Annotated in this window: 25 protein-coding genes; 8 read left to right on the forward strand and 17 right to left on the reverse strand. The window is 59.8% G+C overall.

The genetic code is table 11. The features are described 5' to 3' along the window. The first annotated feature begins 47 nt into the window (after positions 1–47). Together J5M66_RS25670 and J5M66_RS25675 are read left to right on the forward strand one after the other, a co-directional pair. Complete coding sequence (locus tag J5M66_RS25670; RefSeq protein WP_046816778.1) at positions 48–518, forward strand: RNA methyltransferase; 471 nt, start codon at positions 48–50, stop codon at positions 516–518. A gap of 81 nt (positions 519–599) precedes the next feature. Next, positions 600–977: a DUF2892 domain-containing protein gene (locus J5M66_RS25675; RefSeq protein WP_016771231.1), complete on the forward strand. Its 378-nt coding sequence runs from the start codon at positions 600–602 to the stop codon at positions 975–977. Between the two features lie 121 nt (positions 978–1,098). Here the strand turns inward: J5M66_RS25675 and J5M66_RS25680 are convergent, their stop codons facing one another. The 5 genes from J5M66_RS25680 to J5M66_RS25700 all read right to left on the reverse strand — a co-directional run bounded on the left by J5M66_RS25680 (position 1,099) and on the right by J5M66_RS25700 (position 6,074). Continuing rightward, on the reverse strand, positions 1,099–1,548 hold the full coding sequence (locus tag J5M66_RS25680; RefSeq protein WP_016771232.1) for a YcgN family cysteine cluster protein: 450 nt from the start codon (positions 1,546–1,548) through the stop codon (positions 1,099–1,101). Between the two features lie 251 nt (positions 1,549–1,799). Further along, positions 1,800–2,732, reverse strand: a complete 933-nt coding sequence (locus J5M66_RS25685) for a D-2-hydroxyacid dehydrogenase (RefSeq protein WP_016771233.1) — start codon at positions 2,730–2,732, stop codon at positions 1,800–1,802. A 105-nt stretch (positions 2,733–2,837) separates the two neighbouring features. After that, entirely contained in the window at positions 2,838–3,131 is a 294-nt protein-coding gene (locus tag J5M66_RS25690; RefSeq protein ID WP_041478850.1) for a YcgL domain-containing protein, read from the reverse strand. Beyond that, positions 3,128–4,261, reverse strand: coding sequence for a ribonuclease D (rnd, locus tag J5M66_RS25695; RefSeq protein WP_125925306.1), 1,134 nt, complete (start codon positions 4,259–4,261; stop codon positions 3,128–3,130). The genes J5M66_RS25690 and rnd overlap by 4 nt, the downstream gene beginning before the upstream one ends. A gap of 163 nt (positions 4,262–4,424) precedes the next feature. Next, a complete protein-coding gene (locus J5M66_RS25700; RefSeq protein ID WP_207808323.1) occupies positions 4,425–6,074 on the reverse strand; it encodes a phosphoethanolamine--lipid A transferase in 1,650 nt (549 codons plus the stop codon). A 401-nt stretch (positions 6,075–6,475) separates the two neighbouring features. On the opposite strand from J5M66_RS25700, the gene J5M66_RS25705 reads away from it, so the two are divergent. Beyond that, positions 6,476–7,648: a cyanate transporter gene (locus J5M66_RS25705; RefSeq protein ID WP_207808321.1), complete on the forward strand. Its 1,173-nt coding sequence runs from the start codon at positions 6,476–6,478 to the stop codon at positions 7,646–7,648. Between the two features lie 177 nt (positions 7,649–7,825). Next, entirely contained in the window at positions 7,826–8,761 is a 936-nt protein-coding gene (locus J5M66_RS25710; RefSeq protein WP_024012014.1) for a LysR family transcriptional regulator, read from the forward strand. Positions 8,762–8,764: 3 nt separating this feature from the next. Here J5M66_RS25710 and J5M66_RS25715 read toward each other — a convergent pair whose 3' ends face one another. From J5M66_RS25715 to J5M66_RS25740, 6 genes are all read right to left on the reverse strand, one after another. Continuing rightward, the gene (locus J5M66_RS25715) at positions 8,765–9,130 is read right to left on the reverse strand and encodes a 5-carboxymethyl-2-hydroxymuconate Delta-isomerase (RefSeq protein ID WP_207808312.1); all 366 of its coding nucleotides are present in this window, start codon (positions 9,128–9,130) and stop codon (positions 8,765–8,767) included. Positions 9,131–9,284: 154 nt separating this feature from the next. Continuing rightward, positions 9,285–10,214 carry a LysR substrate-binding domain-containing protein gene (locus J5M66_RS25720; protein WP_016771239.1) on the reverse strand — a complete coding sequence of 310 codons (930 nt, stop codon included), beginning with the start codon at positions 10,212–10,214 and terminating at the stop codon, positions 9,285–9,287. An 88-nt stretch (positions 10,215–10,302) separates the two neighbouring features. Then, positions 10,303–12,408 carry a DUF6311 domain-containing protein gene (locus J5M66_RS25725; protein ID WP_207808311.1) on the reverse strand — a complete coding sequence of 702 codons (2,106 nt, stop codon included), beginning with the start codon at positions 12,406–12,408 and terminating at the stop codon, positions 10,303–10,305. Then, positions 12,405–12,791 (reverse strand): GtrA family protein, encoded by a 387-nt coding sequence (locus J5M66_RS25730; protein ID WP_073472933.1) that lies wholly within the window; start codon positions 12,789–12,791, stop codon positions 12,405–12,407. The genes J5M66_RS25725 and J5M66_RS25730 overlap by 4 nt, the downstream gene beginning before the upstream one ends. Further along, complete coding sequence (locus J5M66_RS25735; RefSeq protein WP_206420897.1) at positions 12,788–13,498, reverse strand: class I SAM-dependent methyltransferase; 711 nt, start codon at positions 13,496–13,498, stop codon at positions 12,788–12,790. Before J5M66_RS25735 ends, J5M66_RS25730 begins: the two co-directional genes overlap by 4 nt. Positions 13,499–13,501: 3 nt before the next feature. Beyond that, complete coding sequence (locus tag J5M66_RS25740) at positions 13,502–14,467, reverse strand: glycosyltransferase family 2 protein (protein WP_206420898.1); 966 nt, start codon at positions 14,465–14,467, stop codon at positions 13,502–13,504. A 275-nt stretch (positions 14,468–14,742) separates the two neighbouring features. Between J5M66_RS25740 and J5M66_RS25745 the strand changes: the two genes are divergently transcribed. From J5M66_RS25745 to J5M66_RS25755, 3 genes are all read left to right on the forward strand, one after another. Beyond that, on the forward strand, positions 14,743–14,934 hold the full coding sequence (locus J5M66_RS25745; protein ID WP_016771242.1) for a DUF1508 domain-containing protein: 192 nt from the start codon (positions 14,743–14,745) through the stop codon (positions 14,932–14,934). 133 nt (positions 14,935–15,067) lie between these two features. Further along, on the forward strand, positions 15,068–15,292 hold the full coding sequence (locus tag J5M66_RS25750; protein WP_016771243.1) for a hypothetical protein: 225 nt from the start codon (positions 15,068–15,070) through the stop codon (positions 15,290–15,292). 49 nt (positions 15,293–15,341) lie between these two features. Further along, on the forward strand, positions 15,342–15,863 hold the full coding sequence (locus J5M66_RS25755; protein ID WP_185015389.1) for a DUF4142 domain-containing protein: 522 nt from the start codon (positions 15,342–15,344) through the stop codon (positions 15,861–15,863). Positions 15,864–15,877: 14 nt separating this feature from the next. Here the strand turns inward: J5M66_RS25755 and J5M66_RS25760 are convergent, their stop codons facing one another. The 3 genes from J5M66_RS25760 to J5M66_RS25770 all read right to left on the reverse strand — a co-directional run bounded on the left by J5M66_RS25760 (position 15,878) and on the right by J5M66_RS25770 (position 18,773). Then, on the reverse strand, positions 15,878–16,855 hold the full coding sequence (locus tag J5M66_RS25760) for an SDR family oxidoreductase (protein ID WP_206420900.1): 978 nt from the start codon (positions 16,853–16,855) through the stop codon (positions 15,878–15,880). Positions 16,856–16,874: 19 nt separating this feature from the next. Further along, a complete protein-coding gene (locus tag J5M66_RS25765) occupies positions 16,875–17,105 on the reverse strand; it encodes a hypothetical protein (RefSeq protein ID WP_071174678.1) in 231 nt (76 codons plus the stop codon). Positions 17,106–17,195: 90 nt separating this feature from the next. Then, on the reverse strand, positions 17,196–18,773 hold the full coding sequence (locus J5M66_RS25770) for a histidine kinase famiy protein (protein WP_241196136.1): 1,578 nt from the start codon (positions 18,771–18,773) through the stop codon (positions 17,196–17,198). A gap of 196 nt (positions 18,774–18,969) precedes the next feature. Here J5M66_RS25770 and J5M66_RS25775 point away from each other — a divergent pair, with 196 nt between their 5' ends. Continuing rightward, entirely contained in the window at positions 18,970–19,959 is a 990-nt protein-coding gene (locus J5M66_RS25775; RefSeq protein WP_207808310.1) for a ribonuclease Z, read from the forward strand. 48 nt (positions 19,960–20,007) lie between these two features. Here J5M66_RS25775 and J5M66_RS25780 read toward each other — a convergent pair whose 3' ends face one another. The 3 genes from J5M66_RS25780 to chrA all read right to left on the reverse strand — a co-directional run bounded on the left by J5M66_RS25780 (position 20,008) and on the right by chrA (position 23,073). Continuing rightward, positions 20,008–20,517 (reverse strand): DUF892 family protein, encoded by a 510-nt coding sequence (locus J5M66_RS25780; RefSeq protein WP_024012005.1) that lies wholly within the window; start codon positions 20,515–20,517, stop codon positions 20,008–20,010. 77 nt (positions 20,518–20,594) lie between these two features. Next, on the reverse strand, positions 20,595–21,479 hold the full coding sequence (locus tag J5M66_RS25785; RefSeq protein WP_207808309.1) for a manganese catalase family protein: 885 nt from the start codon (positions 21,477–21,479) through the stop codon (positions 20,595–20,597). A 238-nt stretch (positions 21,480–21,717) separates the two neighbouring features. Beyond that, a complete protein-coding gene (gene chrA, locus J5M66_RS25790; protein ID WP_207808308.1) occupies positions 21,718–23,073 on the reverse strand; it encodes a chromate efflux transporter in 1,356 nt (451 codons plus the stop codon). Positions 23,074–24,194 lie beyond the last annotated feature (1,121 nt).

Genomic DNA, 24,194 nt, shown 5'->3' on the forward strand with positions numbered 1-24,194 from the left:
CCCAATCCCCGTATAATCGCGCTCTTTTTCTCGAAGGCACCCCGCTCGTGGCAGACAAACGGTACAGCTGCATTGGTTTGTATAACCCCAAATCACCGGAGAACGTCGGTTCGGTGATGCGCGCCGCAGGCTGTTACGGCGTGGCGTCGGTGTTCTACACCGGCAAGCGTTATGAACGCGCCGCCGACTTCGTCACCGACACCAAGCGCGTGCACTACGACATCCCGCTGATCGGCATCGATGATCTGAAAAAAATCCTTCCGCTCAACTGCGTGCCGGTCGCCGTGGAACTGGTCGACGGCGCCCGGCCGCTGCCCGAATACACCCACCCCGACCGAGCCCTGTACATCTTCGGCCCCGAGGACGGTTCGCTGGATAAAGAGATTCGCGACTGGTGCGAAGACGTCGTGTACATCCCGACCACCGGCTGCATGAACCTCGCCGCCACCGTCAACGTCGTGCTCTACGACCGCATGGCCAAAGGCCTGAACACCCGCTCCGGGCCGAAATTCCGCTGAAGCGTCGCACATTCGATGGAACAAGCTGACCGCCCTGGCAGTCAGCTTATCTATCAATCGCACCCTGCCTGGAGATAGATCATGAGCGAGCTCAAACGCGTAGAACGCATCGAATCCACCCCGTTCCAGTCGCCTTCGCACAAGAACGTGCATGGTTGGGAGCGCGTCGGCTCGTTGACCGGCGGCGTGCTGATGGTCGGCAAGGGCCTGCGCCGTGGCGGCGTGTTCGGCCTGATTCAAGTGGCGCTCGGCGGCATGGCCGTGGCCCGTGGCATTACCGGGCACTGCTCGGCGAAAAGCCTGCTGGAAAAAGGCCGTCAGGACATGAGCAATGTGCGGGCGAAGATCGAACGCGCCGGGGAAGAGCTGAGCAAGCTGAAGACCAATGCCGAAGTGGCCACCGAAACGGCAACCGTTACCGGCAATGATTCGCTGGTCTCGCCGAAGGCCGGCGTCTGAGGCTTTAAAGCAAAAGATCGCAGCCTCCGGCAGCTCCTACACGGAATCACGTTTTCCATTGCAGGAGCTGCCGAAGGCTGCGGTCTTTTGATCTTTACGGGTTCAACAACCCACCACCTCATCAGCCCGCGCGAAAAATCAGATGATCTTCCCAGTCATCCTCCGGCACGCTGCCTTCGGCAAGCATGCGCCCGGACTGGGAAATCCGCTCATGGTGCACCGCATCGCGGTCGCCACACACCAGGTGATGCCATAACGGCAGATCCTTGCCCTCGCTGACCAGACGATAACCGCAGGTCGGCGGCAGCCATTTGAATTCTTCCGCCTGACCCGGCGTGAGCTGGATGCAGTCCGGGACAAACTTGATCCGGTTCGGATAATCGCTGCACTGACAGGTTTTCAGATCCAGCAGTTTGCAGGCGATGCGCGTGTAATAGACGCTGTTGTCTTCTTCATCCTCGAGCTTTTGCAGGCAGCACAGACCGCAGCCGTCGCACAGCGATTCCCATTCCTCGTGATCGAGTTGATCGAGGGTTTTGCGTTTCCAGAACGGTTCGACTATGGCGGCCATGGCTCAAGCATCAACATCAAGGTGGTGAAAAGGCCGCCAGTCTAGTGCCAGCGGACGCAAGGGCCAAGCGCTGGCGACTGTCGGTAAATCCGCTTTCAGCGCCAGCGCCGCCCGCTGAGCAAACTGGTGGCTGCACTTTGAAACCAATGTGGGAGCGAGCCTGCTCGCGAAAGCGCTGTGTCAGACACGCTGTTGTCGACTGACACGCCCTCTTCGCGAGCAGGCTCGCTCCCACAGCGAAATCGGGTGAGTCAGTAACCGCGGGTGAAATCCACCTCGCCGCGCAACGCTTCACCCGCCTCATACGCTTTCAGATTCTGCACAAACAAATCCACCATCAGCGCCGGCGAGGTCGGTGCCGAGCTGTGGCCGGTCAGGAGCAAGCCCCACGCGGTCCAGAACGGATGGCGTTGCGGCAATGGTTCCTGGCGGCAGACGTCGATCACCGCGCCGGCCAAGTGCCCTTCTTTCAAAGCTTCAACCAGATCGGCATCGACCACTGCCACACCGCGTCCAGCGTTGATGAACAGTCCGGTCGGTTTGAATTGCTTGAACAGCGCCGCGTCGTAGATATCGTGGGTGTGTTCGGTGTTCGGCAGCAGATTGACCACGTAGTCCACCTCGCCCACCAGACGCGGCAGATCCGCCAGCGCGCCGACTTCGACAAACGGCGCCTGTTCGCGGGCGCTGCTGGCGATGCCATAAAGCTCGACGCCGAACGGCAGGAGAAACTGCGCAACGCTCTGGCCGATGTCACCGGTGCCGACGATCAGCACCTTGCGCCCGACCAGACTCTGGCCGCTGCGGTTGTCCCACTTGCGCTCGACCTGGCTGACCAGCCGCGCCAGCACTTCGCGTTCGTGGCCGAGGATGTAGGTCAGCACGTATTCGGCCATGACCTGACCGAAAATCCCCACGGCGCGGGTCAGGCGATAGTCGCGGCGCAGGCCGTCGGCTAGCAGCGGCGTGATGCCGGCCCAGGTCGATTGCAACCATTGCGGTTGATGGCCCTGGCGCAGCAGGGTCGCGAGCAGATCCGGCTGGCCCAGCCACACCGGGCAATCGGCGGCCTGCCGCGCCAGTTCGGCGGAGTCGCCGCTGGTCAGTACTTCAAGCTCGGGCAGTGCCTGACGCAGCAGGCGGGCGTATATCGCGTGGTCGTGTTCAGCAATCAGAACGCGCATCTTCAAACCTTTCGCAAACCGTGCAGACAGCCGCCGGGTTGGGGCCGGCCATCGCGGTAAAAACAGTTCCAGGGTTAACCGAGGCCCAGGACAGGGCCTCGCGGGTCAGACCGGGTCGTTGCGTCGCAGCAACTCTTCGGGCAGGTGCTCGATGTACTCGTCCTCGGCCGGCGGCATTTGCAGGTGGTAGCCCTGCTTGTCGAGGTTTTCCAGGACCACGGTGATGTCTTCGCTGGCCAGTTTGCGCTCGGGCGACAGCACCAGATCGAAGGAGTGCTTCGCTTTGCCGAAAGCCGTCATCAGCGCTTCCGGCACGCGCTCGAGCGCATCGCTCTTGAGCACGTAGAGATACATGCCGCTGCGCTTGGAGCTTTGGTAGATGGAGCAAATACGTTTCAAGGCTGTTCTCCGGCGGTGGCCAGGCTGTCGAGCAGCTTCTGGCCGAGCAATTCGCGGCGCCAGCCACGCAGCGAATCGGGCAATTGGTAAGGACCCTCGGGGAAGCCGCTTTTGACCAAGGCTTCGAGGGTTTTCTTGCGCAGCATCAGTTCCGGGGCAATACCCAGGCGTTCGGCCTCGGCCTGACCCAGCGCGCGCAGTTGTTTGATCAACGCAGCGGCTTCGATCGGCAACGGCTCGGGCACTGCCGGCGGCCATTGATCCGGCCCCACACTGCCAGAGCGCTTGATCAGATCAAGCAGAAACTGACCGTCCTGACGTACGGTACGCGGGTGCATGTCTTCGATCTTGCCCAGCGCCGCGAGGTTATCCGGCTGCGTGCGGGCCAGGGGCCACAGCGAGTGTTCCCGGACGATGCGGTTGCGCGGCAGGTCGCGGGCGCGGGCTTCTTTTTCGCGCCAGGCGCACAGTTCACGCAGCACGGCCAGTTGCGCACGGGACAGCTTCCACGCCAGTTTCGCCTCGCGATAGACCTCGTACGGATCGGTCTCGCGGCGCAGGTTGGCAACCAGTTCGGCGCCATCCTCCAGCACCCAGGCGAACTTGTCGTCGGACAGCCTGGGGCGCAACTCGACGAACACTTCGGCCAGATGCACGGCGTCTTCGGCGGCATAGCTGATCTGGGTTTCGGACAGCGGACGCTGCAACCAGTCGGAACGGGTCTCGCCCTTGGGCAGGTCGATGCCGAGCACTTCCTGCACCAGTCGCGAGTAGCCCATCGAAAAGCCGAGGTTCAGGTAAGCGGCGGCCAGTTGCGTGTCGAACAGCGGCGCCGGCAGGCTGCCGGTCAGGCGCAACAGCACTTCGAGGTCTTCGCTGCAGGCGTGCAGGACTTTCAGCACCGCCGGGTTTTCCAGCAACGCGGCCAGCGGTTGCCAGGCGTTGATGGTCAGCGGATCGATCAGGTAGGCGCGTTTGCCGTCGCCGATCTGCAACAGGCCGGCAATCGGGTAGAAGGTGTCGACCCGCATGAATTCGGTGTCGAGGGCAACGAACGGCAGCTGCTGCCACTCGGCGCAAAACTGCGCGAGGCTTTCGTTGTCGCGAATCCAGTGAATATCGATAGCCACACGGCTCTCCCTTGAAGAATGGCGCGCAGTATATATCGCCACCGACGATTTACGCGCCTTTGAAGGGCAAGAGCTGTAAGGAAATGTCTTGCCTGTCAGCAAGAATAGTCTGACAGCAGAAACAGAAAGGCCCGTCGCATTGGCGCGACGGGCAGGAAACGCTTCACTGCTTGGCCAACACGCCGTCGATCACCGCGCCGCGACAACCGGCAAACATGTCCAGCGCCGGCTGATAGACGCTGCTGCGCACTTCCAGCAGGCCGAGCATCGAGTGAAAAAGATTGTCCTGGCTCAGCGGCTTGTCCCGGCTAAGTTGCAGGCAATGGGTGTCGACCGAGTAGGCCTTCTGATAGCTGTCGGAGAACCACGCCAGCATCGCTACATGCTTTTGTTGCTCGGGCGCCAGCATGTACGGCGTGCCGTGCAGAAACAGGTTGTACTCGCCCAGCGATTCGCCGTGGTCCGACAGATAGAGCATGGCGGTGTCGACTTTGTCCTGATTGCTACGCAGCACATCGATCAGGCTCGCCAGCACATGGTCGGTGTAGACCAAAGTGTTGTCGTAACCGTTGACGATACTTTCGCGGCTGCAATTGTTCAGCGCGTTACTTTCACAGACCGGAGTGAAGTGTTCGTACTCCTTGGGATAACGCTTGAAGTAGTCCGGGCCATGACTGCCCATCTGGTGCAGAACCAGCACGGTGTCCTTGTCCAGATGATCGATAAAACTTTGCAGCCCTTGCAGGAGGATTTCATCGCGGCATTCGCTGTTGGCGCACAACGCAGGGTCTTGCAACTTGCTGACATCCTGCACCGTGACGCGGTCGCAAGTGCCTTTGCAGCCGGACTGGTTATCGCGCCAGATCACATCGATGCCGGCGCGCTTGAGTACGTCGAGCAAGCCCTCTTCATTCCTGGCCTTGCTGGCGTTGTAATCCTTGCGGCCCATATTGGAGAACATGCACGGTACCGAGACTGCGGTTTCCGTGCCGCAGGAATGCACGTCAGTAAAAGCGATCAGGCCAGCCTCTTTGTCCAGTTGCGGCGTGGTGTCGCGGTCATAGCCGAGAATGCCGAAGTTCTGCGCCCGCGCACTCTCCCCCACCACCAGCACCGTGAGGGATTTGCGTGGCTGTAGCTGCAGGTGGGGATTGCGCTGGGCATCTTCGCCGATCTTGATGAACGGCTGCTGCGCCGAGACCACTTGCTCTTGCAGATAACCAATGGATGCGCCGATGTAATTGCTCGGCACCAGCATCAGGCGAATTTCGTGGTGATTGCGAAACAGCGACGACAAGCCTTGATAGTTGGCCAATGCGACAACACCGATCACCGCTGCCGAGGCAACACTGACAATAACTTTGCTGAACAACTCGCGATGCCAGCGCCGATAACTGACCGGAACTTTCCACAACAACAAACACGGCAGGACACCCAGCAAGAGAATATAAGCAAACAACTTCAATGAGAGCAGATCACGCACTTCCGTGACGTTGGTCTCGGCAAAGTTGCGCAACATGCCGGCATCGATCATCACGCCATATTGGCTCATGAAATAAGCCACGCCGGCGCTGACTAAAAACAACAGGGTCAATAGTGGTTTAAGCAGTGGCCGGAAAGCGAATAATGTCAGGACTATGTTGAACGCGGCAAAGATCATCACGCCAAACGCAACGCGCATGGCGATGCCCTTGCCATCGGCGGCGGTGATCTCGAACAAATGTTGCCAAAGCACCAGATTGAAACCGAGCAACAAAAAGGCGCTGGCAAACAACGTCACCCATTCCGGGCGCACGGCTTTTAACTTCAACATGATGAGTGACTGTTCCTGAAAGAAGAGCCTCGTCGATTGTGAAAATTTCATTCACCGAGGCATGCCAAACTTTAGGCAGCCATGGATCAATTTTTCGTGAAAAAGATGCTAATGATTAGTTGCCTCGGAGTACGAACGTGAAAGTTTGCGAGTATTTGAGAATGGTTCAGGGTTTATTCAGTTTCAGGCACTTCGCAATGTCCTGTGGGAGCGAGCCTGCTCGCGAAAGCGCAGTGTCAGCAAATGAATGTCTGTCTGGAGGAACGCATTCGCGAGCAGGCTCGCTCCCACATCGGGACAGGAGTGTTATCGAGTTTTTAGGTCTGGCCCGCGACTTTCTGATTTGCCGACGTCGGCGACGCCACGCCTAATCATCAGCCTCCCCACTCAAAGGCCCGCCGATGAATCACATCCGCCCCGCCGCTTGGCTGATGCTCGCGATCATCCTTGTCGCACTTAATCTGCGCCCCTCAATGGCAGCCATCGGGCCGCTGCTGTCGGCGATCCGCGGCGATATCCCGTTGAGCTTCACGCTTGCCTCTCTGCTGACGATGCTGCCGGTGATGGCCATGGGGCTGGCGATGTTCTTCGGCCTGGGCATCAGCCAGCGCCTGGGCGAACGACGCACGGTGCTGCTGTCGCTGTTGATCATCGGGCTGGCGAGCCTGTCACGGCTGTTTATCGATTCGGCGGCCGAGCTGATCGTCAGCGCGACATTGGCCGGCATTGGCATAGCCCTGATTCAGGCATTGATGCCGGCGCTGATCAAATCGCGCTTTGCTGACAACGTGGCGTTGTGCATGGGCGTCTACGTCACGTCAATCATGGGCGGCGCGGCGATTGCCGCCTCGTTCGCGCCACTGGTGATGGTGCAGGCCGGCAGCTGGCGCGTGGGGCTGGCCATCTGGGCGGCGTTGGCATTGGTCGCGTTGCTGGTCTGGTGTTTGCAGCCCGCGCAAGCCATATCAAGGGGGACCCGGCGGGAGTCCTTCATCACCCGCCCGCGCGCCTGGTTGCTGGCGATGTTCTTTGGCCTCGGTACGGCGTCCTACACCTGTGTCCTCGCCTGGCTTGCCCCGTATTACGTGGAAAAAGGCTGGAGTGAACAGAACGCCGGGCTGATGTTGGGTTTTCTTACAGCGATGGAGGTCATTTCCGGCCTGGCAGTGCCGGCGATCGCCAATCGCAGCCGTGACCGGCGTGGGATATTGGCGGTTCTGCTGTTGCTGATCATCGGCGGTTTCTGCGGGCTGATTCTCGCTCCGATAACTCTGGCCTTGTTATGGCCGTGTCTGTTGGGGCTGGGGATTGGCGGTCTGTTTCCGATGAGCCTGATCGTCGCGCTGGATCATTGCGACGAGCCGCAGCGTGCCGGTGGCCTGACCGCGTTTGTACAGGGGATCGGTTATCTGATCGCCAGCCTCTCGCCGCTGTTGGCAGGGATGATTCGCGATCGGCTGGGCAATTTCGAAGGCGCGTGGTGGGCGTTGACGGCGGTGATGGTGATCATGCTGCTGATGGTGATGCGCTTCGACCCTCGCCACTACGCGCGCCAATTGCCTCGCCCGGGCTAGAGGCCTCTGGCCATCTTTTGCGCACGAGATTGGCAACGTCGTGTTGCTAAAAGTTTCTGTCCCACATGTGTCCGTGAAATGTCCTACAAGGGTTTCTCCTGGCACCATCGTTCCGTTAGGATCGTACGCACACGTTTGCGCGAATTCTGCGCAAGGGGGCACAGCGAGACGGAACTCATGCTGAACAGTAATTTGCTTCGCAAGCTCGACATGCAGGACTTGATGGTATTCGTCGCCGTGTACGAGCAGAGCAGTGTCACCGATGTCTCGGAAACCCTGTTCGTCAGCCAGTCCACCGTCAGTTATTGCCTGAAGAAACTGCGCACCAGTTTCGAAGACGAACTGTTCATCAACACCCGCACCGGCATGCGCCCGACCTACAAAGCCTGCAGCATGTACGGCCATGTGCAGAAAATCCTCGAAAGCATCAACCTCTGCCACGCCGGTGCCCCGGCCTTCGACCCAAGCCGGCAGGCGGTGACTTTCAACATTTGCGCGCCGGAATACTTCGAACAACTGATTCTGCCGCGACTGTTGAAGCGCTTCGACTTCGATGACTTGCCGGTGATGGTCAACATGCACAAGTTTGAAACCGACGTTCCGGCCGAAGAGTTGCGCGACGGCAGCCTCGATCTGGTGATCAGTTTCGGCCCGCACTTTCACCGCCAGCATGCAGATCTGAAATCACGGATGCTGCTGGAAGATGATCTGGTCTGCGTCTTCGACAAACGCGCCACGCCACTGGAGCCGCGCCTGAGCCTGCAAGCATTCACCGAACGTCGGCATGTGTTCCCGACGCCATGGACATCAAGCACCAACATGGTCGACGGCTGGCTGGCGCGGCAGGCGCAGAAACGTCAGATTGTCGCGCGCTCGAACAGCTACAGCGCCGCGTTGAAGATGATCACCGGCACCGATTTCATCCTCACCCTGCCCCGGCGTATCCAGCGTTTGCTGACCAACGACGCGGTGTTCAACCACTGCGAGGCGCCCAATGGCTTGCCGGGTTTCACCCTCGACATGCAGTGGAGCCAGAACGCCGATCAGGACAGCGCCAACGTCTGGCTGCGCGAGCAGGTGATTCAGGTGTGCAGCGAGCTGGAAAACGCCTGAGCGTCAGACGCCGATCGCGGCTTTGCTGTAGGACTCGCGATCGATGTCGAGCAGTTCGACACACAGTTGCACTTCGAGCCCGGCCGGCCATTCGCAGAGCTCCTGCAACACCGCCAGCAGGCTTTGCGAGAGCTGCTTCTTGATCTCCGCCGAGCGCCCGCTGAGCAAGGCCAGTTTCACATGGACGAAGGCGCGCTCGCCCTGCGCCGTGCCGACCTTGAAGTTGTCGATCTTGATCGCGCGGCTCTTGATATCGAACTCCCCGCCGAACTGACCGGAACCGACCAGCGTGTTGTTGAGCCGAATCAGGGCGATGTCAGCGTTCAACTGCGTCAGGTTGGCGGTGTATTCCATGTGCAGGTGTGGCATTGCGGATCTCCAGTCGGCGGATGCGGGGGGCGTACATATAACACAGTCGGCTCAACGCATTCCCTGTAGGAGCTGTCGAGTGAAACGAGGCTGCGAGCTTTTGATTTTGTGTTTTTCACAATCAAGATCAAAAGATCGCAGCCTGCGGCAGCTCCTACAAGGGATCGTAGTGCTCAGCTGGCCGTTCACTCATGAACGCTTCGAGCCGCGAGCGCAGCCAGCGTTCGGCAGGGTCGCTGTCGACGTGGCTGAGCCAGACCATCGACAGGTCCAGTGTCGGCGTCTTGAACGGAAACGGTTCCTGGAACAGCGCCCCGGACGCCGCCATCGCCGCTGCGGTGTAATCCGGCAGGCTCGCGATCAGGTCGGTGCCGGCCAGCAACGCCGGCAGTGCGCTGTATTGCGGCACCGACAACACCACCTGCCGCGTGCGGCCCAGTTCCGCCAGCCACTCATCGGCGTAGCCACTGACATTGGCCGTGTGCGACACCAGCACATGCGGGCGAGCGCAATATTCGTCGAGGGTCAGCGGTGTAGCAGAGGCATCGGCGCGCAGGATGCTCGGCTGGATGTGCCGCAGCAGTTTGCGTTTGGCGTTGGCCGGCAGGCCCCGGGTCTGGCTGATGCCGACGGTGATATCGCCGGCGGCCAACAGGTCGGGAATGCGCCAGTAATCGACATGCTGCACCACGAACACCACGCTCGGTGCTTCCTGGCGCAGCGCGCGCAACAGCGGCGGCAGCAGGCCGAATTCGACGTCGTCGGACAGGCCGATGCGAAAGGTCATGGTGCTGGTGGCGGGATCGAAATCGCGGGTCAGGCTCAGCGCCGCCGACAGTGAATCCAGTGCCGGTTTGAGATGGCGGTAAATGTCTTCGGCGCGGGCCGTCGGTTCCATGCGATGGCCGACGCGGATGAACAGCGGATCATTGAGCATCGTGCGCAAACGGTTGAGTGCCGAACTGATGGTCGGCTGGCCGAGGAACAGCTTCTCCGCCGCACGGGTCACGTTGCGTTCGAGCATCAGGGTCTCGAACACCACCATCAGGTTGATGTCGGCCTTGCGTAGTTCATTGCGGTTCATCCATTGCCCCTGCTCCCGGAATAGCGGCAGTGTAGAAAGGCCCATGAACCGCGTCTATGGGCCGCTGCGCCAAACTGCCACTGCCGGGTCAATGAAGCGTCAACGCTCGAATGCCAATGGCCAGCTTGCGCGGATCGAGTCCCATGCCCAGCGCTCTCGGGCTGACGGCATCGGCGTGCTGGAAACGAATCACCAGCACGCCTTCACGTTCGATGCGCTGCTGCACTTCGGCTGGCAGATCAACGCTGACAACATTTTCTTCGGGCTTGCGCAAACGGGTGGAGAGCACCGCCACATCGTTGACGATGACCTCCAGCCCCTGTTCGGTATGCGACGGCGCAATCAACGCGTTGGCTTCCAGCACAAATGACTTCACCGGGGCCTCGGGCCGCAGAATGATTTGCGAATCACTGCCCTCGGACCACGTGCCCCACGGTTCGCTTTTCGACCATCCGCTGCCGAGGAAGAACGTCGCCAGGCTGGTAACGTTGAAGGTCACGCGCTCGTTCGTCTTGAGTGGCGAAATCAGCGTAAGGGGATCAGCGGCCACGATGGGCGGGCAATCGGCGCAACGCTTCCAGCCGGGTGCCAGCACGTTCAAACCGTCGATTCTGGCGAGTACGTCAGTCTCGCGATTGAGGGTCAGCGCGGCCAGCAGCACAGTGCGGCTATCGAGTACATACAACGTATCGGCGGCGTATTGACCAGAGCTGACCATTTGGTCGGCCACAGCCTGCGCCGCTTCGGTGGCCTTGGTACTGACGCGTCCAAGGTAAACCGCATTGGTCGGCAGATGATGGCGTCCCGCATACTCGGCCAGCGTTCGCCACTGCTCTGGATAATTCTCCGGGCGCAACCAGCGCACCGCCTGATAATGGCGGGTGGCCTGATCCCAGAACGGATCAACCAGCGGCGTCGGCCATTGTGGCGCCGGCGCGGCCATGAACAGATTGCGCGACTCTCCCCAGCCGGAACGCGTATCCGCCACTTGCAGCAACAGGGCAATGCTCAGCAGAACCCGCGCCGTGCGCGAAGTATGGCCGCGAATCACCACGTACAGGATGGCGAAAATCGCCATGTACATGACCGGCCAGATCATCCGCCCCGACCCGCGAAAAATTGTCGCCACTGCCACCACCGCATCCGGCAGCGGAATATGCAATTCGAATGGGCCGACACCGATGTTGTTGGAAAACGCAAACAGCGCCAGGCCTGCCAGCGCGAGCAACAGCAGAGGGTAGCGACGTGGCTTGAGGTGAACATCCGTGCCGCGTTGCAGCCATGCCGCGAAGGCGCAGATGAACAGGAACACCACACCCAAACCAAGGAAAGCAAAACCGTCACCGTCGCCCAACACACCGGGCATGTCGCGCAGGGCAAACGACCAGGTTCCCGGGTCGAAAAAGCTCAGCACATTGGCGCGGAACAGACCGTATCCCATCAGTGCCAGGCCGTCGTCGCCGACGCTGAAGTAGCCCGCCTGCCAGCAGCACAGACTCACCAGCAAAAACAGTCCGATCAGTTCGGCCCCAGCTTTGCGCGGCGCCAAATGTCGCCGCAGGGTGTGCGCTGCGAGATCGGCGAGCCAGATCAGCGCAATCATCGCCAGCAAATAGGCGTGGATCAGCGCGGCCGCCGCCAGCAACGTTCCCCAGGCCAGAGAGCGCTTGGGCGTGAAGGGCCGCAGCGCAAGATAAAGCGCAGCCAGCAACATGAAATGCCCGCCCAGGGACAGGTGCACGCTCATGCGGATCAGCATGGCCGGAACGAATAAAAACAGCCCGGTGCCGAGCAATCGCACAACCGCGTCGCGGGTCACCAGGCCGAGCAGTTTCCAGGCAAACCAGCTCTGCAGAATGAAGCAGGTCAGTAACCACAGTCCGAAATACTGAAACGGCTCCGGCAACAGCGCCGAGAACGGCTTGAACAAAAAGGCGAACAGAGGATTGGAATCGGAAAAGATCAAGCCGTTGGACAACTCCAGTCCGTAAGACGGATTGAGCCCCAGCGGAAAGCTCCATGGCGAGTGCCGGAAAAATACCCAACCCTGGTAGTGGGTGGCCGGGTCGCCGTCGCCCAGCCAGGCAATGTTCATCGGGTTCAACGCCCGAGGGCCGACCACGATAAAAAACGCCAGAATGCCTAGCAGCACAGGCAACAGCGCAGCGGCCCGAGAGGTTGAGCAAAGCTTCATCGATACGTCCAGAAATTATGCAAAACGAAAGTAAATGCCGGCACCGTCAGGGCCACGGCGCCGATTCCGAGCAAATAATGCAACCCAGCCATTTGCGCCGCCCAGGCAACCAGCATCGCCAATAGAAAACCGCCCGCCGAGACCGACATAAAACGCAGCAACGTGCGCCCGTGCAGGCGAGCGGAAAAGCTCCAGGTGGTATTGATCACATAAGACACAACAGTCGCCACGGCAAAGGCGAAACCATTGGCCAGCGGCGGTTCGGGCGCGATGAAGCGGATGAACAGCACAGCCACCAGCGCATGCAGCGCAGTGACGAACAGCCCGGTCAGGGCAAAGCGCAGACCACGGCGGACCAACGCTGAACGATCACTGCCGATCACGGTTTCTGCGCCAGCACGAAGACGCTCAAACCGGCCAGCCGGTTTCTGCCCATCAACGGCAATTCCAGTCGGCACAGCGTCTTGAGCACGCTGTTGACCCACGGGTGATGAAGCTTGAGTTGCGACTGTGGCTGTGCGGTCGGCGAACCTTGGGGCATCAGGCGCAACGCAGCGGCGATAGGAAACACCGCACCGAAATAATAGGCGCCGCGCTGCACGGTCAAACCGGCATCGCCCGCCAGGGTTTCGAATTGCGCGAGGGTGTAGCGGCGCTTGTGCTCGAGAAAATCATCATGACCGCTCCAGAGAAACTGGAACGCTGGCACCGTCATCAGAAAACGACTGCCCGAAGGCACTTTATCGACATAGCTTTTGAGCAGGCCGAGGTCGTCGTCGACATGCTCGAGCACATCCATCAGTAACACCAGATCGGCATCGATGCTGTCGATGCCGCGTCGGTAATGCACCGGTTTGCCCGCGCTGGTGGCGCTTGAATCGGCGGGGTAACTGATGTCGACGCACCACGCTTCATGCGCGTCGGTGTGAGTCAGCAGATGGTGCGAGAAAAACCCCGAGCCGGCACCGACATCGAGTATTCGCCGAATCGGCATGTCACCCAGCAATCGCCGGGTCGCCGCCGCTTTGCAGCAGTAATACCAATGCTCATCGATACTGTCGCCGAGGATGTCGGTTTCCTTGAGATCCATCTGTCAGTCCTTGGGGTCGTAGACGCGACGCACCAGAAAAACCGGCCGGCGTTTGGATTCGATATAGGTGCGGCCGAGGTATTCGCCGAGTACGCCAATACCGATCAATTGCAGACCGCCAAGGAACGTGACCGCGACCATCAGCGAGGCATAACCTGGCAAGTCGACGCCGTGGATCAGTGTGCGCAGGACAATGAACATGGCGAACGCAAACGACACCAGCGAAACCGTCGCCCCCAGGTAAGTCCAGACCCGCAGCGGCTCGGTACTGAAACTGGTGATGCCTTCGAGCGCGAAGTTCCACAGCCGCCAGCCATTGAACTTGCTTTGCCCGGCCACACGCTCGGGGCGCTCGTAGTCGACATGAGTGGTGCGGAAACCGACCCAGGCGAACAGACCTTTCATGAAGCGCCGCGACTCAGGCAGAGTCAGCAACGCATCGACCACGCAGCGGTCCATCAGGCGGAAGTCGCCAACGTTCTCCGGCAACGGCTGTTCGGCGATGCGGTTGTGCAGGCGATAGAACCAGTGGGCCGAGGTCGATTTGGCCCACGTGTCGCTGCGGCGGCTGACGCGATGGCCGAGCACCACTTCGTAACCTTCGCGCCAGCGCTCGATCATTTGCAAGATGACTTCCGGCGGGTCCTGCAGATCGGCGTCGATCGGCACCACGATATGCCCGGTCGCCATTTGCAGACCGGCCGACAATGCCGCTTCCTTACCGAAGTTGCGACTCAGGTCGACGATGCGCAGACGCGAGTCTTGCCGCTGCCGTTCAAGCAAGCGCTCAAGGGTCGTGTCGGTGCTGCCATCGTTGATGAAGACCAGTTCAAGATCGATCAGCGCCTGCGCCTGAAAGACCTCGTCGATGCGCGAAAGAAAGCTGTCGAGGCTATCGGCCTCGTTGAAAACGGGGATCACCAGCGACAACGTCACCTGCCCGGCCTGTTGCGTTCCGTGCTCAGTCAAAGGAGTGCTCTTTTTATAGTTTGTCGGTCATCGAAAGTTTTTCGAGGCCATGAGCCGTCCCGTATTAAGCAGTAGCAGTCACGCACGTGCAAGCATGACACGGCGTCATATCGGCCAATTCGCCGGGCAGTCGCGGCGCTCTGGGCAGGGTCTTTCAGAAACATCCGCGAACGATTGGAAACAAATCCGCGATAGCCAAAAAAACCCGCTGCGCTAGGCTTGCGTCGATGCGCCACACAGGTTGGCGCGCACATCCATCGCAGGGAGCGAACCCCATGTATTTCGAAATCTACCGACAAACCCGAGGCACCCCGAGCACTGGCAAAGGCCAATGGCGCTGGCGTCTGCGCGCGCGCAACCACGAGACCGTGGCCAGTGGCGAATCGTATGTGAACAAGGCTGATTGCTTGCATGTGATCAATCTGATCAAAGCCGTACAGGGCGAGACGCCGATCAAGGAAATTTGAGCGACGTCCTGTTCATCTGCAAAGCGGCACCGTCTGTCGCCCTTCAGAGGGTTTATTTGAATGCTTGTCAGCGGTGTTCATCAAAGGTGCATGTACTGCAATTTTTGCTGCCATGCACACAAGGATTTCAGCCATGTCCCATGAGCACCGCTACCTCGTCAGTTTCATCGTCGACAACCAGCCGCAAAGCCGCACGCTGATCCACGATGGCGACACCCTTGATCCGGGTCTCGCTGAAACCCTGGTCAAAACCGCTTTCCCCGAATTGAAGACCGCTTCACTGAGCGACGTCCAGGTGCAGAAACGCACCAGTCCCGACGAAGGCGACAACGTCCCCGGCCACTATCAGCAGCCATGAGCTGATCCCGGGCCGCCACCATCCATCGATGCTGCGGAGGTTACGCGCCATGAAATCACTCGCCGCAATCTGCCTTGCGGTCTTGGCTATGAGCGTCCAGCCAAGCCGTGCCGACACCATCGACGCCTTCATCGAAGAGGCGGCACAGCAAAGCCTGTTCCAGCACAACAGTTCGCGCATCGCTTTGGAAAAAGCAACCTTGCCCGAAGTCAAAGCGTTCGCCAGACAAATGATCGCCGACCATGAGCGCTTCGATAAACAAATCAGGCAGCTGGGGCAAAGCCAGCATATGGCGGTTCCTACCGAACCCTCGGTGGCATCCAAAGCCAAGCAGCTACGCCTTGAATCAAGGGATGACGCCTTCGACCGCATTTACATCGACAGCCAGGCCGAAACCCTTGAGCAAAAGCTGATGCTGTTCAAGAAAGAAGCGATGTCATCACAAAATCCGCAGCTCAAGGCTTTCGCCCAATCCGCGTTGCCGGACATCGAGAAACAGGCAAAAACTGCCCGCGACCTGCAGGAAAAACTCAAGCCCTCCGCTGGCGCACTGAAATCCGTCAACCCCTGACTAACGGGGAACAATCAAAGCTGTAATAGAACCACGGCCACCAGTACGGCAATCACTGCCGATACCGCCAGCACTTGAGTCGAAGTCAAGGCCAGCGCCGCGTCCTTTGAGCGGCCGATAAAGCGGCCGCGAATCTGATGCCGATCCGGCTGCGCTTCGAACAGGTTGTCCGGGTGCTCGTTGTCTTCAGGCTCATTGGTCTGCTGACCGGACCATGCACCTCGCGCCATCAAACGGTCGAGCAGGCCGGGCATGACCGACTGGCCGACAATCGCTTTGATCGTCGAACACCCCAGCCACAACTCTCGCGGCGGACGCTTTACCACACTGAAAATTGCCCGTGCTGCCACATCGGGGTCGTGAATCGGTGGCACCGGTTGGGGACGCTTGGGCAATTTGTTGCGTGCCCAATCGAACTGCGGGGTATTGATCGCCGGCAATTGCACCATGCACACGCGAATATGGCTGCGTTCATGCAGCAACTCACAGCGCAATGAATCAGTAAAACCGCGCACAGCGAACTTCGCCCCGCAATAGGCGGCCTGCAACGGAATGGCGCGATAGGCCAACGCCGAGCCGACCTGGATGATCACCCCTTGGTTGCGCGGACGCATCAACGACAGCGCCGCCAAGGTGCCATGAACCGTACCGAGATAGGTCACCTGAGTGACGCGCTCGATCTCGGCGGCGGACAATTGTTCTATCGGCGAGAGCACCGTGACCATCGCCGCGTTGACCCACACCGCCAGCGGCCCAAGCGTGGCTTCCAGTTGCTGCGCGGCCTGCTGCATGGCGAGCGCATCGGCGACATCGACGCTAACCGCTTCGACCTGAACGCCATACGCTTGCAGCTCTTCTTGCGTGGCGGCCAGTCCCGCCGGATCACGCGCCAACAGGCCGATACGGTAGCCGCCAGCGGCAAACCGGTGGGCCACCGCGCGACCCACGCCAGCACTGGCGCCGCTTATCACCACCAAAGGTTGCTCCTGCATGAACCGTTCTCCCTGATGCTCAGTCGATCGGCCCGATATTGATCATCAGGTCATCGCCCAGTCCTTGCACCTTGGCCAGTACGTCCACCGGCGTTTCGCTGGAAAAATGCACGACGTAGCCCATGCCGCTGCCGTCCTCTTCGATTGCACTGACCCACGACTCCACCTCGTCAGCATCCAGCCCCAAAGCCTGACCGAACTGGCGGTTGCGGTGATCGGAATCGGTTTCGTCCATCGGATAATCACTCATAGCAAACATCTCCTCGGGGATCGTCCCCTCACTGGTTGCTCAATGTGGTCTTAAGGATGGACGCCGAACGTTCACTGACAGTTCGTTTTTTCAGCCGAGCATCGAGCGCAGCTTGCGCAGCAGATCCACCGGCGCGTAGGGCTTGGCGATCAATTCGAACTCATTGTCAGCCAGCTCATTGGGCGTCGACTCGTCCGCGCAGTAGCCGGTCGTCAGCAGGATCTGCATGGCCGGATAGCGCTGGCTGATTTCCCGCGCCAGTGCCAGCCCGTTCATCTCACCGGGCATGACCAGATCGGTGAAGACCAGCTCAAAGTCGCTACTCTGCAACATCGCCAGTGCCTCGCTCGCGTCTGCAGCGATGGTGGTGCGGTAACCCTGTTCGGACAGTACGAAGCGCGCCAGTTCAGCAACTTCGGCGCGATCCTCGACGATCAGGATGCGCTCCGTGCCCTTGAGATTTTCTGCGGTTTCAGCGGAGCCAGGTGCCGATAGCTGACTGTCATCCGCCGGGAAGAACAAGCGCACCGTGGTGCCGAGCCCCGGCGTCGATTCGAATTTGACCACACCGCCGGATTGCTTGACGAAGCCATAGACCATCGACAAACCGAGTCCGGCACCGTTGCCCTCCTCCTTGGTGGTGAAAAACGGTTCCATGACCTTGTCGAGATCATCGGCGGCAATGCCCACGCCGTTATCGGCGATCGCGATGCAGACGTAACGCCCCGTCGCCAGTCCGCCCTGGTGCGGATCGGTCGCGTCCGGGACAACGACGTTGCGCGTCTGCACGGTAATCCCTGGCTGCGGTTGCCCTTGCAGCGCATCACGGGCATTGGACAGCAGATGATTCAGTGCCATCTCGGCCTGCGCCGGGTCGAGCCGGCAGTTCCACAAGTCCTCGGCCAGTTCGAATCGCGGTTCCAGGTCGGCGGATTCATGCGTCGGCAGCGCAGAGCGCTCAAGCAAGGCATTGAGATTGATCACCCGCCCCTCAAGCCGTTGCCGGCGCGAGAACGCCAGCAGATGCTGAGTCAGCAAACGTGCTTTTTCCGCCGCCGCGCGAGCGTGACCGGCGCCGACCACGATGCGTTGCGGATCAATGCTCGGCCGCTTGGCGGTGTGCTGGATCAGCTCGATGTAGCCAATCATCACTTGCAACAGATTGTTGAAATCGTGGGCGATGCCACCGGTCAACTGGCCTAGCGCTTCCATGTTCTCGCTGTAACGCAAACCATCCTCGGCGTCACGGCGGCGGCTGACGTCCATTTGCGAGGCGAAGAAATACACCAGTTGCCCGCGCTCGTTGAATAGTGGCGCGATAAACAGCTCGTTCCAGAACGACGAGCCATCCTTGCGATAGTTGAGTACCTCCACGCAGGTTTCGTGTTGATGTTTGAGCGCTTGCTTGACCTGTTGCAAGACGGAACGATCAGTCTGCTCGCCTTGCAGAAACCTGCAGTTGCGCCCGAGCACCTCTTCCAGCTCGTAGCCGCTGAGTTCAAGAAACGCATTGTTGGCAAAAATGATGGGATCGTCGGGCTGCGCTGGATCGGTGACAATCATGGCCATGCGGCTGACCTGCACCGCCGCGAAAAACACATCTTTGCGTTCTTGCGAAAGGGTCGCCGCATCGGCGCGGTCGACGATCGGCCTGGATTTTCTGGGCAAGTTGACCTCCGCTAAGTGACTCCGTTTCGCTGTGACCATCATCAGCGAGCGAAGTGCCAAGGCCGGACACCGCAACGGCGGGTGTCCGATGAATCGCCCCGGTACTTCGATGGATCCGAATCGCCTCGCTGATTGTCGAAAGCTCACCGAGAACTGCACGCAAGATCTGAAATCCGATCCGCCAGGGAGAACCACCGTGGATTTGTTGTTTCTGGGCACGTCTGCCGGCGTGCCGACCCGCCAGCGCAACGTCAGCGCAACAGCATTGATCGCCTCTGCCGGCAAGGGCTGGTACCTGATCGATTGCGGTGAAGGCACCCAGCATCAGGTGCTGCGCACGCCGCTGTCACTGAGTGAATTGCGGGCGATTTTCATCACTCATGTGCACGCCGATCACTGCCTGGGCTTGCCGGGTCTGCTGGCGAGCACCGGCATGTCCGGACGCACGCGGCCGCTGGACATTATTCTGCCGGCGGCGCTGCAGCCGTGGCTGAGAATGAGCCTTGAGGTGACGCAATCGCATCTGCCCTTCGAGATCAACCTGCACGCTGTGGAAACGCTTACCGAATGGCGCAACCTCAACGTTCAGGTGCAGACCGTCGAGCTTTCCCACCGCGTGCCGTGTCACGGTTATGTATTTACCGAGTCCGATCCGGAACCGCGTCTGGACGTGGGGCGCCTGGATGCCGAGGGCATCGAACGCGGCCCGCTCTGGGGTCAGTTGGCCCATGGTCAGGACGTGGAGGTTGACGGGCGGATGCTGCACGCTCGCAACTATCTGCTGAGCGCGCGACCTGATCGGCGCATCATCGTCTGCGGCGACAACGATCGGCCGGCACTGCTGGCAGAAGTCGCGCAATCGGCGGACGTGCTGGTGCATGAAGCGACATTCGTGCAGGCAGCAATCGACCGCGCTCGAGCCAGTTACGGCCACAGTAGCGCCGCCGCTGTCGCCGGTTTCGCCGAATCCGCTGGGGTGCGCAACCTGGTGCTGACGCACTTCAGCGCACGCTATCAGGCCAACCCGGCGCTGAGTCCATCCATCGAAGATGTGCGCAGTGAAGCGGCGGCGCTGTATGACGGCCACCTGATTCTGGCGCGGGATCTGCAACGCTATCACTTGGATCGGCTGGGTCATTTGCAACCGGTGGAGATTGAGCGCAAGCCGCTGCAGGTCGCACCGTAATTTGATAGCGCGTCCGCCCGTCTGGCAGGCGGACGCCGGTGGCAAGGGTTACTTCTTGGCTTCTTTGTCCGGATCCGCCGAGCGTTCCAGAAACGCGTCGGTCAGTTGCGGCAAATGCTTGAGCAGCCATTCAGCCATGGCCACTTCCTGCGGCAGAATCTGTTCGCAGGCCTTCTGCGTCTGCGTGTCCCCCGCCGCTTTCGCCGCTGCGATCAGCACGGTATAGCTGGCGACCTCCATGTTTTCGAAAACGTAGCCGGCCATGGCGCCCTTGATCACTTCATCGCTCATCAAGGAGCCGCCAACAGCCTGACCGAACGCCATCAATTTGCCGCCCAGGTCTTTCATCGTCGAGGATTCACCGCCCAGACGTTGCAGGCATTCGTCGATGAGTTTCTGCTGGCCGAGGGTTTCTTCGATGTGCTGATCGATGCGCGCCTTGAGCTGCGGGTAATGTTCCAGACGCTTGGATTGTGCCTTGAGCATTTGCTCGGCCTGTTGCTCCATGGCATGGGCATCACGCAGCCAGTCGAGCAGGTTTTCCTGTGGAGTAGCCATTGTCGAGTCCTCTTCTTGATGATTTCCCAGTGATCAACCGGGGCGCGCCGCCTGATGTCCGGCGCGCCCCTCGTGCCTTACAAACCAGGCTTGGCCTGCGCGCCGGCGCCCAGATCCGCACCGGTGACCGGCTCGCTGTTGGGGTCGGACATGGTGCGCATTTTCATGTTTTCCAGCAGCGCTTCGTCGGCGCTGTCCAGTTGCACGGTGGCCAGGCCATCGCCGCCGTCGACCGCTGGCGTCGGGGTTTCGACGAACTCCCAATCGTCGCCCTGATTCCACGGGCCGCGCATGCTTTCGGTGCCTTGCGACATGTTGAAGTAGACGTTGGTGAACTCAGGCATGCCGGGCAGCTTGCCTTGCGGGAAGTTTGGCTGAATCGAATGCAGGGCTTTTTCGAACGACAACTGGTGGGCGATCTCACGGGTCATCAGAAAGCCCAGAGCCTCTTTCACGCCGGGGTCATCGGTCACGTTCATCAAGCGCTCATAAACAATCTTCGCCCGTGCCTCAGCAGCAATGTTGGAACGCATGTCGGCGGTCGGCTCACCGATGGTATCGACGTACGCCGCCGTCCATGGCACACCGGCAGAGTTGGTCAGCGGCGAACCGGCACCGTAGAGCAGGCTGGTGATGTGCGAGTCATTGCCGTTACCATTGAGCGAGCGATACAGCTCGCCCTCCTGCTCGACGCCTTCGGCCATCCGGCCTTTCGCGCCCTTGTTGAGCATGACGATGATCGAGCCAATGATTTCCAAATGGCTGAGTTCTTCAGTGGCGATATCCATCAGCAAGTCCTTGCGTCCCGGATCGTCCTCGGCCAGGGCTTGAGTGAAATAGCGCGAAGCCGCCGCCAGTTCACCTTGTGCGCCGCCAAACTGCTCGAGCAACAGATTGGCCAGCCCCGGATTGGGCTCGGCGACACGAACGGTGTATTGAAGTCGCTTGTTATGTAGAAACATGACAAATCTCCTCAGTCGGGTAAGCGTGGCAAGTTCTGGGTAAAAGTTTGCCTACCCTTTTGTGAAGCATTGTCGTTGCGGAAATTTCAAAAAATTTGCGCCGACAGGACAAATGGTTTGAACCGCGCGAACAAGCGAAACGGGGCTGTACCGCTGGGGATATTCGCACTGGAATGACCGGAACTTATTGCCGGAATCGAGTCTCCAGCGCGCGATTCGATTTCCAGCGCCGCGATCACTAACGCAGCAAATGCACCACCAACCCAACCAACGCACAGCCCAGCAACACCTGAATCACTCCGCGCTTGAAGCGAAACAGCGCAATGGCCGCGGCAAGTGCAATCAACGCCGACGGCCAGTCCAGGCTGCCGCTGAAGCCTTGCGGCCAGAGCACGTGGTAGCCGAAGAAACACGCCAGATTGAGAATCACCCCAACCACCGCAGCGGTGATCGCGGTCAGTGGGGCGGTGAATTTGAGTTCGTCGTGCGTCGACTCCACCAGCGGGCCGCCGGCGAGGATAAACAGGAAGGAAGGCAGAAAGGTAAACCACGTCACCAGCGCGGCGGCGACCGCTCCGGCGAGGAACACCTGATCGGCGCCGAACACCTGCGACACATAAGCGCCGACAAAACCGACAAACGCCACCACCATGATCAGCGGCCCCGGTGTGGTTTCGCCCAGCGCCAGGCCGTCGATCATCTGCGTCGGGGTCAGCCAGCCGTAGTGACCGACCGCACCTTGATAGACATAGGGCAGCACCGCATAAGCTCCACCGAAGGTGAGCAGCGCTGCCTTGGTGAAGAACCAGCTCATCTGCGTCAGTGTGCCCTGCCAGCCGAATAGCGCGGTCAATACTCCCATCGGCAACGCCCAAAGCGCGGCACCGATCACGGCGATCAAGGCCAGTTTCGTCCAGCTGAAACGGGCATGGGCCGGGGTTGGCGTGTCGTCGTCAATCAACGCCGCGCCGAAAGACTTCTTCGCTGCGCTATGCCCGCCGGCCCTGAATTTCTCCGGTGCCAGTCGACCGCCGAAGTAGCCAATCACCGCCGCACCCAGCACGATCAACGGGAACGGCACGTTGAACGCAAAAATCGCCGTAAACGACGCCGCCGCAATCGCCCACAGCCAATTGTTATTCAGCGCCCGCGAACCGATGCGATGCGCCGCCTGCACGACAATGGCCGTCACCGCAGGCTTGATCCCGTAAAACAGCCCGGCGACCACCGGCACTTCACCGAAGGCGATATAGAGCCACGACAGGAAAATCAGGATGAACAGCGAAGGCAACACGAACAACGCCCCGGCCACAATCCCGCCCCAGCTCCGATGCATCAGCCAGCCAATATAAGTCGCCAACTGCTGCGCCTCAGGCCCGGGCAGCAACATGCAATAGTTCAAGGCATGCAGAAAACGCCGCTCGGAAATCCAGCGCCGCCGCTCGACCAACTCCTGGTGCATGATCGAAATCTGCCCGGCCGGCCCGCCGAAACTGATAAAGCCCAGCTTCAACCAGAACCAGAACGCCTCGCGCAGACTCACGGCCTGCGGCCTAACGTCGTCATCACCCGCCAACGGCTGAACTTCACTCATCGAGCTGTTCCTTTTATGCAGTCGGCAGGTTGTACCCGAAAAGCATTGCGAACAAAACGCCAGAAACGAAAAAGCCCCCGTAATCAGTAACGATTACGGGGGCTTTGGTTGTTCAATAATGGCGGAAGTACTTTTTGTTCGGGCTGACCTTCAGTCCGAGACAGTTGCCAACGAAGGCGCTCCCGCGAACCATGGATAGGGCATGAATGAGTGCCAAATAACAGTCATGACGGCTCGTCAAAGGCTTAAGATTTTCTATCGTTTATTGTTGACATGACAGTTATTCTCTCTTTTTACCGGTGCCGCAGAACCGGATCACCGATGCGTACGTCCAGCACGCGAGCCACCATGCGACAAGCGCCCGAATCATATCCGTGCGCCATCATTACCGGTAGAAATGGACCATTTTAGCTGAGAGGTTACGCTGCCCTGCACCGCCCCTTTAAGAACGGCGACGCAACGCTGGCCTTTCTGTTAACGCTGATGGGTCTAGCGAATTTGAATCGACCATTACCGCTGATGTAATACCGTTAGCTTCCACAAAGACATTGCTCATGCCGAAAGGCGGAGGATGTTTGTGCCGGCGAACATGGTCGTGCGAAGTTTCAAGCCAGTGGTGTTCTCAAATCCAATTGCGCACCGATCCCGCGTTGAAGTGAACGGCATGGCCATTGATGGCCACGCTTGCCGTGCCGACTGTAGCGATAACGACGCTTACACCCCAGTCGACGAACTTCCGATGCAGTACGCGCCGCCCGTGGCGTAATAATCGGAAGCCTCGAAGACGTTCTGGTTGTTCAAGACCTTGAGCGGTCAATGGCCATCCTCAAGTGGAAATTAACCGCCATGCGTCCCTGAGCGCTCGCCAGAGTATAAGAAGCCGCTGGCTGATTGGTTCCATGAGTGAAGGTTGTCGGTGCGGAAATTGCGACTCGCCACCAATCCAAAATAGTATTGTCCGCAGACACGCCACAGTCCAGCAGTGTGATTTTGGTAATCGAAGAATCAGTCGGATCATAGCATGCCAGCCATGCCGGCCGAGCCGTCGAAGGCATGGTGCTGCAGACAGAAGAATCAGGCGGCGGGCTGGATGTCGTTGAAGGTTCGGGGCGGGTATCTTC

Source organism: Pseudomonas sp. 67(2021), from assembly GCF_017491835.1.
Classification (GTDB): Bacteria; Pseudomonadota; Gammaproteobacteria; order Pseudomonadales; family Pseudomonadaceae; genus Aquipseudomonas; species Aquipseudomonas atacamensis.

Bases quoted from the DNA above. Each gene is read 5' to 3' on its own strand.
- J5M66_RS25715 (WP_207808312.1), bottom strand. From the start codon at position 9,130: ATGCCACACCTGCACATGGAATACACCGCCAACCTGACGCAGTTGAAC.
- chrA (WP_207808308.1), bottom strand. From the start codon at position 23,073: ATGAGTGAAGTTCAGCCGTTGGCGGGTGATGACGACGTTAGGCCGCAG.
- J5M66_RS25780 (WP_024012005.1), bottom strand. From the start codon at position 20,517: ATGGCTACTCCACAGGAAAACCTGCTCGACTGGCTGCGTGATGCCCAT.
- J5M66_RS25675 (WP_016771231.1), top strand. From the start codon at position 600: ATGAGCGAGCTCAAACGCGTAGAACGCATCGAATCCACCCCGTTCCAG.
- J5M66_RS25765 (WP_071174678.1), bottom strand. From the start codon at position 17,105: ATGAGTGATTATCCGATGGACGAAACCGATTCCGATCACCGCAACCGC.
- J5M66_RS25685 (WP_016771233.1), bottom strand. From the start codon at position 2,732: ATGCGCGTTCTGATTGCTGAACACGACCACGCGATATACGCCCGCCTG.
- J5M66_RS25710 (WP_024012014.1), top strand. From the start codon at position 7,826: ATGCTGAACAGTAATTTGCTTCGCAAGCTCGACATGCAGGACTTGATG.
- J5M66_RS25760 (WP_206420900.1), bottom strand. From the start codon at position 16,855: ATGCAGGAGCAACCTTTGGTGGTGATAAGCGGCGCCAGTGCTGGCGTG.
- J5M66_RS25785 (WP_207808309.1), bottom strand. From the start codon at position 21,479: ATGTTTCTACATAACAAGCGACTTCAATACACCGTTCGTGTCGCCGAG.
- J5M66_RS25700 (WP_207808323.1), bottom strand. From the start codon at position 6,074: ATGTTGAAGTTAAAAGCCGTGCGCCCGGAATGGGTGACGTTGTTTGCC.
- J5M66_RS25745 (WP_016771242.1), top strand. From the start codon at position 14,743: ATGTATTTCGAAATCTACCGACAAACCCGAGGCACCCCGAGCACTGGC.
- J5M66_RS25755 (WP_185015389.1), top strand. From the start codon at position 15,342: ATGAAATCACTCGCCGCAATCTGCCTTGCGGTCTTGGCTATGAGCGTC.
- J5M66_RS25735 (WP_206420897.1), bottom strand. From the start codon at position 13,498: ATGGATCTCAAGGAAACCGACATCCTCGGCGACAGTATCGATGAGCAT.
- J5M66_RS25705 (WP_207808321.1), top strand. From the start codon at position 6,476: ATGAATCACATCCGCCCCGCCGCTTGGCTGATGCTCGCGATCATCCTT.
- J5M66_RS25720 (WP_016771239.1), bottom strand. From the start codon at position 10,214: ATGAACCGCAATGAACTACGCAAGGCCGACATCAACCTGATGGTGGTG.
- J5M66_RS25750 (WP_016771243.1), top strand. From the start codon at position 15,068: ATGTCCCATGAGCACCGCTACCTCGTCAGTTTCATCGTCGACAACCAG.
- J5M66_RS25725 (WP_207808311.1), bottom strand. From the start codon at position 12,408: ATGAAGCTTTGCTCAACCTCTCGGGCCGCTGCGCTGTTGCCTGTGCTG.
- J5M66_RS25680 (WP_016771232.1), bottom strand. From the start codon at position 1,548: ATGGCCGCCATAGTCGAACCGTTCTGGAAACGCAAAACCCTCGATCAA.